Raw genomic sequence first — 12,852 nt, forward strand, 5'->3', positions numbered from 1 at the left:
GACGACTTCCAGCCGCGCGGAATGGGTGGTTCAGGGCGGTTGAGGGTGGTTGGCGGTGGCTGGGGGTGGCTTTGGGCGGGGTCGGGCTACTCCGGGAGCGGTTGCGGAGGGCGCTCGCCCACGTAGGTTCCGGACGGGCGCATCCGCAGGGGGCGCTCGTCGTACTCCTCCAGGGCGTGCGCGATCCAGCCCGCCGTACGGGCCACGGCGAAGATCGTCTCGCCTGCCGACGCGCCCATGCCGCAGGCGACCGTGAACACGGCCAGGGCGAGGTCCACGTTGGCGTGCAGCGGGGTGTGGCGGGCGGCGGTGGTCACGACGTCGCGGGCGGCGGCAAGAGCGGGCTCGGCCTGGGGCATCTCCTCCAGGAGGGTGAAGAGGGCACGCGCGCGTGGGTCCTCGCCGGGGTAGAGCCGGTGGCCGAGCCCGGGGACGCGGCGGCCCGCGCGCAGTTCGTCCGCGACCACGGGAGCCGCGTCGCCCTCGTCGAGCACCGCCAGGAGCATCTTGTGGGCCAGGCCGCTGGCGGCGCCGTGGAGCGGGCCTTCGAGGACGCCGAGGCCGGCCGAGACGGCCGCGTAGGGGTGCGCGCGGGCGGACGCGGCGACGCGCACGGCGAGGGTCGAGGCGGCCAGGTCGTGGTCGACGAGCAGGCCGAGAGCCGTGTCCAGGGTGCGCAGTGACGCTTCGTCGGGGACCCGGAAGGCGAGCCGGGTCCAGAGGCGGTGGGCCAGCGGGCCCTCGTCGCGGTGGCCCGGCGAGAGTGTCGGCAGGGCGGCGACCAGGGTGGGGATGAGGGTGCGGGCGGTGCCCAGGACGGTGTCCGCGGAGAGGTCGAAGCGGAGCGGGTCGGCCGCCGCCGCGGCGATCGCGGCGACGCGGAGCCGGTCGACCGGGTCGCTGTGCTCGGGCAGCGCGTTGACGGAGCGGCGGGCGGCGGCGACGGAGGCCTTGGGGGCGGTGAAGGTGACCCCGGGGCGCAGGGTGCCGGTCCACAGCCACTCGGCGACCTCTTCGTAGGAGTGACGCGAGGCCAGTTCGGCGGCGTCGACGCCCCGGAAGTAGTACCGGTCCTTGTCGATGAGGGTGAGCCGGGTCCGTACCGACAGCTCACCGCCGGAGCCCGAACTCCCGGCGCTTTCCCGCTTGTTGCGACGGGCGAGCGCCTCCACCTCCTTGGCGTCGAAGGTGCTGCCGCGGCCACTGGGATCACGTCGGCTGCTGAGCTGACCGCGGCTCACGTACGCGTACACGGTCTCGGGCTTCACGCCGAGCAGCTCGGCGGTCTCCTTGGTGCTCAGCCGCCGGCCGGAGGGGTCGGGGGCGGGTTCTTGATCGCGCATGAAGGTCACCGTATCCGTATGGATTGAGCATTGATTCAATCAATATTGACATCGTTTTAGTCAATCATGGACAGTCGAATCAAGTTCAGGGAGGAAACATGCCGATCAATCAGGCCGCTGCAGCGGCGACCACTGCTGTCGACGTACCGCGAGGGCTCGCGGGCGTCGTCGTCACCGACACTCGAATTGGTGACGTCCGGGGGCGTGAGGGCTTTTACCACTACCGCGAGTACTCCGCCGTCGAACTTGCGCAGACCCGCGGCTTCGAGGACGTCTGGCACCTCCTGGTCCACGGCGATCTGCCGGATGCGGACCGCCTCGCCGCCTTCACCGCCGAGACCGCGGCGCTGCGGCGGCTGCCCGACGAGGTACGGGCGGCGCTGCCCGCGATCGCGGCGGCGAGCGGCCGGTCCGGACCGCTGGCCGGAATGCGTACGGCGCTGTCGCTGCTCGGTGCGGCGAAGAGCTTCCGGCCCGTGTACGACATCGACGCGGAGCAGCGGCGGGCGGACGCCCTGGTCGCCTCGGCAGCCGTACCGACCGTGCTGACGGCGCTGTATCGGCTGGGGCGGGGGCTCGACCCGGTGGAGCCCCGGATCGACCTCCCGTATGCGGCCAACTACTTGTACATGTTGACGGGGTCGGAGCCGGACCCGTTGCACGCCAGGGCGATCGAGCAATACTTGATCTCAACCATTGATCACGGATTCAATGCATCAACATTCACGGCGAGGGTCATCGCGTCGACCGGGGCGGATGTGGCGGCGGCTCTGGTGGGGGCGGTGGGAGCCCTGTCGGGTCCGCTGCACGGCGGTGCCCCGAGCCGTGCGCTGGACACCCTGGACGCGATCGGCACGGCGGACCGCATCGACGGCTGGATCCGCGAACGGGTCCTCGTCGGTGACCGCATCATGGGCTTCGGCCACCCGGTCTACCGCACCGAGGACCCCCGATCCCGCATGCTCCGGGGCATCGCCGAGCGGTTCGGCGGCCCGCTGGTGGACCTGGCGGTCGAGGTCGAACGGCGGGTGGAGGCGATCCTGGCCGAACTGAAGCCGGGCCGGGAACTGCACACGAACGTCGAGTTCTACGCGGGCGTGGTCATGGAACTGTGCGGTCTGCCACGCGAGATGTTCACGCCGACGTTCGCGGCGGCTCGGGTGGTGGGCTGGAGCGCCAACATCCTGGAACAGGCGGAGGACTCGAAGATCATTCGGCCGGCGGCGCGGTATGTGGGGCCTGTGGCGCCGGTGGCGGTGCCGGCCGTCGCCTGAACGCCTGCGACCCGGCGCCGCGTCGAGCGGGCCGGGTCACCTCGTCCGGTCGGTGCTCAGAGATCTGGAATGTCGGCCTTGGCGCGAATAAGAGTTTCGCGAGTAATGACTACGATTCTTTCGTAGTCGGCGCGAGACGCATCGGAAGGAAGGTCGGGGTCGAGTGATTCGGTGGCATCGGTGCCGATGACAGCGAAACTTCCGTCGGACAACTCGAAGATATCGGGGCAATTTCCGCCCCCTGTACTCCCCCGGTCGACAGGAGGCACACCGATCCGACGGACAATCTTGCTCACTGTTGATTTCCTTTTCACGTCTCGCGGGCGGAAAGAAGTCTGCGCACGACTGCTGCGGGACGAAGGCGGCCCTGTGGGGCGTGCGCGTCGATATCCGGCGGCGTGGGCGACGGTCTTGTGGAGTTGCCCTGCGCGATCACGTGTGAGTCAACCCCAGTGCCGCCTGGGACAACTGGGAACTTGACCCGTTCGTTATGGCCCGTGGGTGTGATTTCTGGCGTGCGCTACTCGTCGGAGCCCGGGGGATCGCCGACCACCCACCACTCGTCGATGTCCGCATCCTCCAGTTGGCGCAGGAGGTCGTCGATCATGTGCCCCAACTCGGCCTCGTCCGAATCGTCCGGGATGGTCGCCCGCTGCCCTCGCGTGGCGTACCAGTACTCCCTGAATACGGGGTTCTGGAGGTGGCCGCGTAGGTGCCCGAAGAACTCCTCGCGACTCAGGTTGCCGATGCGGTAGTAGAAAAGGGCATTGGTGTACAGGGCGTTGGCGAAGAGGTACTGCTTCCGTTTCTGCGGGGAAGCCGGTACTTCGAAGATGTCGAGCACCTCGGCCAGATCGGGACTGTCGATGGCCTTGCTCAGCAGTTCCCAGTGGAGGCGCTGTTGGTGTGCCAGGTTGGTGTGGCGTTGCGTGAGCGCCACCTGTTCCAGGGATTCGAGCCGCATGCGCAGTGAGTCGAGCTCGTGACGTTGCGCGGCCAGGGTGGCGAGGGCGCCCGTCATCAGGCCGAGGCCCGCTGCCAGGGCAGGGCCGAGTCCCCGCATCACGCTCTTCCGTATGGTCATGTCAACCCCCGAATCAGGCGGCCGTCCGCCGGTCGTCGGAATGCGGGTCGACGGAGGGGGACCGGCGAGCGATGGGCGGCGCTTGCCGCCTCCAGAGTGCCGAGCGGCTCTGATCGGCGGGGGAGGCGGAGAGGAGGCGCACGGAAGGAAGCGAGGGTCGCACACTCCGGCGCCATGTCAGACGTGTGCCCCGCCCCGGCTGCTAACAATCGTTCACTCAGGGACGATTCCTCCGGCTCGTATCCTGGGGCGGCATTCGTTCCCCGTACGTGCGCGCGGCCGTGAGCCGGTGTGCGCGTCCGCGTGAGAGAGGTCGCAGATTGAGTCAGCCGGGTCCGGGTCCGAGCAGTCACCAGATCCCCGTCATCGTTCTCGCCGGCTTCCTCGGCTCCGGCAAGACCACCCTCCTCAACCACCTCCTGCACCGCAGCGGTGGCAGCCGTATCGGGGCCCTCGTCAATGACTTCGGGGCCATCGAGATCGACGCCATGGCCGTCGCGGGGGCCCTGGGGGACTCCACCGTCTCCCTGGGGAACGGGTGTCTGTGCTGCGCCGTTGATGCGAGTGAACTTGATGTCTATCTTGATCGACTCGCTCAACCCTCGACCCGGATCGACGTCATCGTCATCGAGGCCAGTGGACTCGCCGAGCCGCAGGAACTCGTGCGCATGGTGCTCGCCAGTGAGAATCCCCGGGTCGTGTACGGAGGGCTCGTCGAGGTCGTCGACGCCGTGGAGTTCGACGACACGCGGGCGAGGCATCCCGAGATCGACCGCCATCTCGCCCTCGCCGATCTCGTCGTCGTCAACAAGGTCGGCCAGGTCGCCGACGGCGGCGAGCGGGTCTTGAGGACCGTCCGCGGGCTGGTCGACCGCGCCGCTGTCGTCCCCGCCGACTACGGGCGCGTGGACCCCGAGTTCCTCTTCGACTGCCGGCCCACCGAGGAGCGTATCGGGCAGCTGTCCTTCGACGACCTGCACGATCACGGGGAGGACGGGGAGGACGGCGAGGACGAGGAGCAGGGCCACTCCGGGCATCTGCACGCCGCCTACGACAGTCTCTCCTTCAGCTCCTCGGCGCCTCTCGACCCGCGTCGGCTGATGGAGTTTCTCGACAGCCGGCCCGCAGGGCTCTACCGCATCAAGGGGTACGTCGACTTCGGGCCGCACGACCCGCGCAACCGGTACGCCGTGCACGCCGTCGGGCCGTTCCTGCGGTTCTATCCCGAGCCCTGGGCCGACGGCGAGGACCGGCTCAGCCGGCTCGTCCTCATCGGGTCCGGCATCGGACTGCCCGCCCTCGGCAAGGAGTTGGAGGCCTGTATGGACGACGCCCCACATGCCGACGAACACAGCATGTGGGGCGTCCTGAGATACGTACAGGAGTCGAGCCCGGAAGGCTCCGAAGAGATCGGCTGACCTGCGCCGGGCCCGTCTACAGCGGGCCCGTCACCACGCCCACCGTCTTCGGCAGCGACACGCCCGAGCCGTCGCGGCGCGGGTCCATCTCGGGGAGTTCCGCCGGCATGCCGTTCTTCTGGGACGCGCGCGCCGGTGCCGGGCCCGCCCAGGCCACGGACAGACAGTCCTCGCCCTTCAGGAACCGCTGGCAGCGGACACCGCCGGTGGCGCGGCCCTTGCGCGGGTACTGGTCGAACGGGGTCAGCTTCGCCGTCGTCTGCACCGAGTCGTCCAGCGTGCCGCGCGAGCCCGCGACCGTGAAGACGACCGCGTCCACCGCCGGGTCCACCGCCGTGAACGAGATCACCTTGGCGCCGTCCGTCAGCTTGATGCCGGCCATACCGCCGGCCGGGCGGCCCTGGGGACGGACATGGGCGGCCTGGAAACGCAGCAACTGGGCGTCGTCCGTGATGAAGACCAGGTCCTCCTCGCCCGTACGCAGCTCGGCGGCGCCGACGATCCGGTCGCCCTCCTTGAGCGTGATGACCTCCAACTCCTCCTTGTTGGAGGGATAGTCGGGGACCACCCGCTTGACGACGCCCTGTTCTGTGCCGATCGCGAGGCCCGGGGACGACTCGTCGAGCGTCGTCAGACAGACCACCTTCTCGCCGTCCTCCAGGGAGAGGAACTCCGACAGGGGGGCGCCGCCCGAGAGGTTGGGCGCCGACATCGTGTCGGGGAGCTGGGGCAGGTCGATGACGTTGATGCGCAGCAGGCGGCCGGCCGACGTCACCGCGCCCACCTCGCCCCGCGCCGTCGCCGGGACCGCGGAGACGATCAGGTCGTGCTTCGTCCGTCGGCCGTCCTCGTCCGCCGGGAACGGCTCGCCGTTCGCCGTACGCGCCAGCAGGTCCGTCGAGGACAGCAGCACCCGGCACGGGTCGTCGGCCACCTGGAGCGGAACCGCGGCGGCGGTGGCGGCACCGGCCGACTCCAGCAGGACCGTACGCCGGTCGGTGCCGAACTTCTTGGCCACCGAGGCCAGTTCGGTCGAGACCAGCTTGCGGAGTTCTGCGTCCGACTCCAGGATCCGGGTCAGCTCCGCGATCTCGGCGGCCAGCCGGTCCTTCTCGGACTCCAGCTCGATGCGGTCGAACCGGGTCAGCCGGCGCAGCGGGGTGTCCAGGATGTACTGCGTCTGGATCTCGGACAGGCCGAAGCGCTCCATCAGGCGTTCCTTCGCCTGTGCGGAGTTGTCGCTGGAGCGGATCAGCCGGATGACCTCGTCGATGTCCACCAGCGCGGTGAGCAGGCCCTCGACCAGGTGCAGCCGGTCGCGGCGCTTGCCGCGACGGAACTCCGAGCGCCGCCGCACGACCTCGAAGCGGTGGTCGAGATAGACCTCCAGGAGTTCCTTGAGGCCGAGCGTTAGGGGCTGGCCGTCCACCAGCGCCACGTTGTTGATGCCGAAGGACTCCTCCATCGGCGTCAGCTTGTAGAGCTGTTCCAGGACGGCTTCCGGCACGAAGCCGTTCTTGATCTCGATGACCAGACGCAGGCCGTGGTTGCGGTCGGTGAGGTCCTTGACGTCGGCGATGCCCTGGAGCTTCTTCGCGCCGACCAGGTCCTTGATCTTGGCGATCACCTTCTCCGGGCCGACGGTGAAGGGCAGTTCGGTGACGACCAGGCCCATGCGTCGCGGCGTCACGTTCTCCACCGACACCGTGGCGCGGATCTTGAACGTGCCGCGGCCCGTCTCGTACGCGTCCCTGATGCCGGCGAGGCCGACGATCCGGCCGCCGGTGGGCAGGTCGGGGCCCGGGACGTGCCGCATCAGGGTGTCGAGGTCCGCGTTCGGATAGCGGATCAGGTGCCGGGCGGCCGAGATGACCTCGCCCAGGTTGTGCGGCGGCATGTTCGTGGCCATACCGACCGCGATACCCGACGCGCCGTTCACCAGCAGGTTCGGGAAGGCGGCGGGCAGCGCCACCGGTTCCTGCTCCTGGCCGTCGTAGTTCGGCGCGAAGTCGACCGTGTCCTCTTCGATCGACTCCGTCATCAGGGACGTCGCGTCGGCCATCCGGGCCTCGGTGTACCGCATGGCGGCCGGCGGGTCGTCGTTGCCCAGCGAACCGAAGTTGCCATGGCCGTCGACCAGCGGCACACGCATGGAGAAGGGCTGGGCGAGCCGCACCAGGGCGTCGTAGATCGACGAGTCGCCGTGCGGGTGCAGCTTACCCATGACCTCGCCGACGACACGGGCGCACTTCACATAGCCGCGGTCGGGGCGCAGGCCCATCTCGTTCATCTGGTAGACGATGCGACGGTGCACGGGTTTGAGGCCGTCACGGGCGTCGGGGAGGGCTCGGGAGTAGATGACCGAGTACGCGTACTCGAGGAAGGAGCCCTGCATCTCGTCGACGACGTCGATGTCGAGGATCCGCTCCTCGAAGTCATCGGGCGGCGGGGTCTTCGTGCTGCGGCGGGCCATCGCTGCCGGCTCCTTCTGTTTCCTGGTCGTTCGCTTACGGGGTGCTTGAGTCGGTGTCTTGCTGGGACGTGAACGGGATCTGACGCGGACCATTGTGGACTGCCGCACTGACAACGCGGACCAAGGCCCGTCCCTGCGGCGGTGTTGGGCGGTGGGCGCCGTTGCTGAAACGTACCGCCCCGACGCTGCGGAATCTCGCTGTCGGCGTACGTCCGCCGGGAACTTCGCCAGCACTCCGCACGCTTGCATACAGTGGCAGGACCGGCAGGAAATCAGCGGTTGCAACAACCGCATCCGCGATCGAAGGGACGTACATGCCCATGGGTCACACGGCCACAGCCGAGGCAGGCTCCGGCGGCCTGACAGCGACAGAGCACCGCCTCGCCAACGGGCTGCGCGTGGTGCTCTCCGAGGACCACCTGACCCCGGTCGCGGCGGTGTGCCTCTGGTACGACGTCGGGTCACGCCACGAAGTCAAGGGCCGTACGGGCCTGGCTCACCTTTTCGAGCACCTGATGTTCCAGGGCTCGGGCCAGGTGAAGGGCAACGGCCACTTCGAACTGGTCCAGGGCGCGGGCGGCTCGCTCAACGGCACCACCAGCTTCGAGCGCACCAACTACTTCGAGACCATGCCCACCCACCAGCTGGAGCTCGCCCTCTGGCTGGAGGCCGACCGCATGGGCTCGCTGCTCGCGGCCCTCGACGACGAGTCCATGGAGAACCAGCGGGACGTCGTCAAGAACGAACGCCGGCAGCGCTACGACAACGTCCCCTACGGGACGGCGTTCGAGAAGCTGACCGCCCTCGCCTACCCGGAGGGCCACCCCTACCACCACACGCCGATCGGCTCGATGGCGGACCTGGACGCGGCGACCCTGGAGGACGCCCGCGCCTTCTTCCGCACGTACTACGCGCCCAACAACGCCGTCCTGTCGGTCGTCGGGGACATCGACCCCGAGGAGACGCTCGCCTGGGTCGAGAAGTACTTCGGCTCCATCGCCGGGCACGACGGCAAGCCCGCGCCGCGCTCCGGCGCCCTCCCCGACGTCATCGGCGAGCAGCTGCGCGAGGTCGTCGTCGAAGAGGTCCCCGCGCGCGCGTTGATGGCCGCCTACCGCCTCCCGGAGGACGGCACGCGCGCGTGCGACGCGGCCGACCTGGCGCTCACCGTCCTCGGCGGCGGCGAGTCCTCCCGCCTCTACAACCGGCTCGTACGGCGGGACCGTACGGCGGTGGCGGCCGGCTTCGGCCTGCTGCGGCTGGCCGGAGCGCCCTCCCTGGGCTGGCTGGACGTGAAGACCTCCGCGGACGTCGAGGTGCCGGTCATCGAGGCCGCCGTCGACGAGGAGCTCGCGCGGTTCGCCGCCGAGGGCCCCACGGCCGAGGAAATGGAGCGCGCCCAGGCCCAGTTGGAGCGCGAGTGGCTGGACCGCCTCGGCACGGTCGCGGGCCGCGCCGACGAACTGTGCCGCTTCGCCGTGCTGTTCGGCGACCCGCAGCTCGCGCTGACCGCCGTCCAGCGCGTACTGGAGGTGACCGCCGAGGAGGTCCAGCAGGCCGCCAAGGACCGGCTGCGCCCCGACAACCGCGCGGTGCTCGTCTACGAGCCGGTCGCCGGAGAGACCGCCGAGGACGCGGATCCCCCCGAGGACCCCGAGGCCGAGGCCACGGTCGAAGCCGGCGACAAGGACGAGGAGGCGGCCAAGTGACCGAGCTCACCACGATGAAGTTCCACCCCCAGCCCCAGGCGGGCGAAGCCAGGCCCTGGGCCTTCCCGGCCCCCGGACGCGGCACGCTCGACAACGGCCTGACCGTTCTGCGCTGCCACCGCCCCGGCCAGCAGATCGTCGCCGTCGAGGTGCTCGTCGACGCTCCTCTGGAGGCCGAGCCGGCCGGTCTCGACGGCGTGGCCACGATCATGGCCCGGGCCTTCTCCGAAGGCACCGACAAGCACTCCGCCGAGGAGTTCGCCGCCGAACTGGAGCGCTGCGGCGCCACCCTCGACGCGCACGCCGACCACCCCTGCGTCCGCCTCAGCCTCGAAGTCCCCGTGTCGCGGCTCCCCAAGGCGCTCGGCCTGCTGGCCGACGCCCTCAGGGCACCCGCGTTCGCGGACAGCGAGATCGAGCGGCTGGTGCGCAACCGGCTCGACGAGATCCCGCACGAGACGGCCAACCCGGCCCGCCGCTCCGCCAAGCAGCTCTACAAGGAGCTGTTCCCGGAGACCTCGCGCATGTCCCGGCCGCGCCAGGGCACCGAGGAGACGGTCGCGAAGATCGACTCCGCGGCCGTACGCGCCTTCTACGAGAGGCACGTCCGCCCCGCCACGGCCACCGCCGTGGTCGTCGGCGACCTCACCGGCGTCGACCTGGACGCGCTGCTCGGCGAGACCCTGGGGGCCTGGACCGGCTCGACGGCCCAGCCGCGGCCCGTGCCGCCGGTGACCGCCGACGACACCGGCCGCGTCGTCATCGTGGACCGCCCGGGCGCCGTACAGACCCAGCTGCTCATCGGCCGCATCGGCGCCGACCGGCACGACCGTGTCTGGGCCGCCCAGGTCCTCGGCACGTACTGCCTCGGCGGCACCCTCACCTCCCGCCTGGACCGCGTCCTGCGCGAGGAGAAGGGCTACACCTACGGTGTGCGGGCGTTCGGCCAGGTCCTGCGCTCGGCCCCGGACGGCACGGGCGCCGCGCTGCTCGCCATCAGCGGCTCCGTCGACACACCGAACACCGGTCCCGCCCTGGAGGACCTCTGGAAGGTGCTGCGCACACTCGCGGCCGAGGGGCTCACCGACGCCGAGCGCGATGTCGCGGTGCAGAACCTGGTGGGTGTCGCCCCGCTCAAGTACGAGACGGCGGCGGCCGTGGCGAGCACGCTGGCCGACCAGGTCGAGCAGCACCTGCCCGACGACTACCAGGCCACGCTGTACCGGCAGCTCGCCGCCACCGGCACCGTGGAGGCCACCGCGGCGGCCGTGAACGCCTTCCCGGTGGACCGGCTGGTGACGGTCCTCGTCGGTGACGCGGCGACGATCGAGGAGCCCGTCAGGGCCCTCGGCATCGGCGAAGTGAGCGTCGTACCCGCCGAGTAGCGGCACCGTGATGCACGACAGGGGCCCGGTGACGGAAGCGTCACCGGGCCCCTCTTGTCCATATTGATGGGCAAGTTGCCCGTATTGATGGAGAGGTTGACCGTCTGACCTGTGGCATGCGCTACAAAACCCGTGATCGGTTTGTTGATTGAAAGTTACGCGGCTTAGCGTCGGTCCGGCTGTCCGTCACGCACTACGCCGCAGCCGCGGCACCCGGACAGTCATCGCCGAGTCCCCACATGGCGCGAGCCAGGGGAGCCGGGGACCCACACTGTGCAGTCCCTGGGGTGAATCGGACGCCCGCGCGCCCAGCGAGGGGGTCCGTAGGAGACCTTCCTGCTCCGAACCCGTCAGCTAACCCGGTAGGCGAGAAGGAAGGAAAGGACCAGCCACTACATGGCGTTCACCCGCGCCACCGGGAAGCACCGTCGTCCCAGCCGCCCCAGTCTCGTCACCCGTACGACCGTCCGCGCGGCCGGAGTCGCGGCCCTCGCCACCACCGGCGTCGTCGGCACCCTCGCCGCCCCGGCGCTCGCCGGGGAGTCCGCCGTCGAGCAGACCGGCCTCACCCCGGTGATCTCCATCGGCGAGACGCTCGCCGACCAGATCGACGCGCAGGCCGCGGCCCAGGAGCAGGCCGCAGAGAAGGCCGCCGCCGAGAAGCGGGCCGTCGCAGCCGAGAAACGCGCCCTGGCCGCCGCGAAGAAGGAGGCGGAGGAGCGGGCCAAGGAGGCACGCGAGACGGAGGCCCGCGCCGCCCGCGAGGCCGAGCGCAAGCGCCTCAACACCTTCGTCGCCCCGATCTCCGGCTCGTACATCTCGACCGGCTACAAGGCGGGCGGCGCCGTCTGGTCCTCCGGCAGCCACACCGGCATCGACTTCCACGCATCGTCCGGCACCACCGTCCACTCGGTGGGCTCCGGCACCGTCGTCGAGGCGGGCTGGGGCGGCGCCTACGGCAACAACATCGTGATCAAGATGATTGATGGTACGTACACTCAGTACGGTCATCTGTCGTCCATCAACGTGTCCGTCGGTCAGACGGTCACCCCGGGCCAGCAGATAGGTCTCTCCGGGGCCACCGGCAACGTCACCGGTGCGCACCTCCACTTCGAGGCCCGCACGACCGCGGAGTACGGCTCGGACATGGACCCCGTCGCCTACCTCCGCTCGCACGGTGTGAACGTCTGACAGCCACGCGCATCTCTTGTCGTCGCCCCGGCTCCCCGAGCCGGGGCTTTCGGCGTTTCCGGCGGCCCTGTGTCCAAAAAATATCCCTGGATTCCGGCCCGCCGTCGGAAATTCCGGTTCTCTGCAATAGAGTCACTGAACACACGTCAATCGTCGACGTTTCACGGGGATTAAAGCGGAGGTCGGACATGCGTATTCCGGCGCACTCGGTATGCACGGCGATCCGGGACGACATCGTCGCCGGTGTCTACGAGCGCGGCAGCCGGCTCACCGAGGAACTGCTCGCGCGCCGGTACGGCGTCTCGCGCGTCCCCGTCCGCGAGGCCCTGCGCACCCTGGAGGCCGAGGGCTTCGTGGTGACCCGGCGGCACGCGGGCGCGTGCGTCGCGGAACCGACCGAGCAGGAGGCCTCCGACCTGCTGGAGATGCGCATGCTCCTGGAGCCGCTGGGTGCCTCCCGGGCCGCCCAGCGACGCACCGAGGCCCATCTGAAAGTGCTGCGCGGCCTGGTCAGGCTGGGGCAGGAGCGGGCCAGGAGGGGCAACAGCGAGGACCTGCGCTCCCTGGGTGGCTGGTTCCACGAGACGCTCGCCCAGGCCTCCGGAAGCCATGCCCTGACCTCGACGCTCACCCAGCTCCGGCACAAGATCGCCTGGATGTACGCGGTGGAGGCCCCGGCCAACCCCGTCGAGTCCTGGACCGAGCACGGGGCGATCGTGGACGCCGTGGCACGCGGCGACAGTGAGCGGGCGCGAGCCGTCACGGCGCTGCACACCGAGCGGGCGACCGGCGCGCACCGGCTGCGCTTTCCGGGCGGCGGAGACCGTCCGGAACGTGTGAGGACTTCGCAACATCCCGTAAACATGACGGGCCTGCGTCATTAACACGGGCGCCGTATACAAAGAGGGTGGAATTCGCGGGGGATTATTTCTGCTGCCCATAAACGATAAACGCGAAGGGCTCACCCGGAATTCC

Annotated in this window: 10 protein-coding genes and 1 riboswitch; of the genes, 6 read left to right on the forward strand and 4 right to left on the reverse strand. The window is 69.8% G+C overall.

What is annotated here, in order from left to right:
- Positions 1–86: 86 nt before the first annotated feature.
- On the reverse strand, positions 87–1,343 hold the full coding sequence (locus tag ACWCRB_RS06890) for a citrate synthase (RefSeq protein ID WP_450995016.1): 1,257 nt from the start codon (positions 1,341–1,343) through the stop codon (positions 87–89).
- A 98-nt stretch (positions 1,344–1,441) separates the two neighbouring features.
- Between ACWCRB_RS06890 and ACWCRB_RS06895 the strand changes: the two genes are divergently transcribed.
- Positions 1,442–2,617 (forward strand): citrate synthase, encoded by a 1,176-nt coding sequence (locus ACWCRB_RS06895; protein WP_450995017.1) that lies wholly within the window; start codon positions 1,442–1,444, stop codon positions 2,615–2,617.
- Positions 2,618–2,673: 56 nt separating this feature from the next.
- On the opposite strand, the gene ACWCRB_RS06900 is transcribed toward ACWCRB_RS06895, so the two are convergent.
- Positions 2,674–2,913, reverse strand: a complete 240-nt coding sequence (locus tag ACWCRB_RS06900; protein ID WP_235474378.1) for a hypothetical protein — start codon at positions 2,911–2,913, stop codon at positions 2,674–2,676.
- Between the two features lie 224 nt (positions 2,914–3,137).
- Positions 3,138–3,701 carry a DUF6082 family protein gene (locus tag ACWCRB_RS06905; protein ID WP_369029346.1) on the reverse strand — a complete coding sequence of 188 codons (564 nt, stop codon included), beginning with the start codon at positions 3,699–3,701 and terminating at the stop codon, positions 3,138–3,140.
- Positions 3,702–4,021: 320 nt separating this feature from the next.
- On the opposite strand from ACWCRB_RS06905, the gene ACWCRB_RS06910 reads away from it, so the two are divergent.
- Positions 4,022–5,119 (forward strand): CobW family GTP-binding protein, encoded by a 1,098-nt coding sequence (locus ACWCRB_RS06910; protein ID WP_450995018.1) that lies wholly within the window; start codon positions 4,022–4,024, stop codon positions 5,117–5,119.
- 16 nt (positions 5,120–5,135) lie between these two features.
- On the opposite strand, the gene ACWCRB_RS06915 is transcribed toward ACWCRB_RS06910, so the two are convergent.
- Complete coding sequence (locus ACWCRB_RS06915; RefSeq protein ID WP_450995019.1) at positions 5,136–7,592, reverse strand: DNA gyrase/topoisomerase IV subunit A; 2,457 nt, start codon at positions 7,590–7,592, stop codon at positions 5,136–5,138.
- A 314-nt stretch (positions 7,593–7,906) separates the two neighbouring features.
- Between ACWCRB_RS06915 and ACWCRB_RS06920 the strand changes: the two genes are divergently transcribed.
- The 4 genes from ACWCRB_RS06920 to ACWCRB_RS06935 all read left to right on the forward strand — a co-directional run bounded on the left by ACWCRB_RS06920 (position 7,907) and on the right by ACWCRB_RS06935 (position 12,761).
- Positions 7,907–9,301 carry a M16 family metallopeptidase gene (locus ACWCRB_RS06920; RefSeq protein ID WP_450995020.1) on the forward strand — a complete coding sequence of 465 codons (1,395 nt, stop codon included), beginning with the start codon at positions 7,907–7,909 and terminating at the stop codon, positions 9,299–9,301.
- Positions 9,298–10,686, forward strand: a complete 1,389-nt coding sequence (locus ACWCRB_RS06925; RefSeq protein ID WP_450995021.1) for a M16 family metallopeptidase — start codon at positions 9,298–9,300, stop codon at positions 10,684–10,686. The genes ACWCRB_RS06920 and ACWCRB_RS06925 overlap by 4 nt, the downstream gene beginning before the upstream one ends.
- Positions 10,687–10,901: 215 nt before the next feature.
- A riboswitch (cyclic di-AMP (ydaO/yuaA leader) is annotated at positions 10,902–11,069 on the forward strand.
- A 13-nt stretch (positions 11,070–11,082) separates the two neighbouring features.
- The gene (locus tag ACWCRB_RS06930; RefSeq protein WP_450995022.1) at positions 11,083–11,877 is read left to right on the forward strand and encodes a M23 family metallopeptidase; all 795 of its coding nucleotides are present in this window, start codon (positions 11,083–11,085) and stop codon (positions 11,875–11,877) included.
- Between the two features lie 188 nt (positions 11,878–12,065).
- A complete protein-coding gene (locus ACWCRB_RS06935; RefSeq protein WP_369029352.1) occupies positions 12,066–12,761 on the forward strand; it encodes a GntR family transcriptional regulator in 696 nt (231 codons plus the stop codon).
- Positions 12,762–12,852 lie beyond the last annotated feature (91 nt).

The sequence above is a fragment of the Streptomyces sp. NPDC002156 genome, from assembly GCF_053593675.1.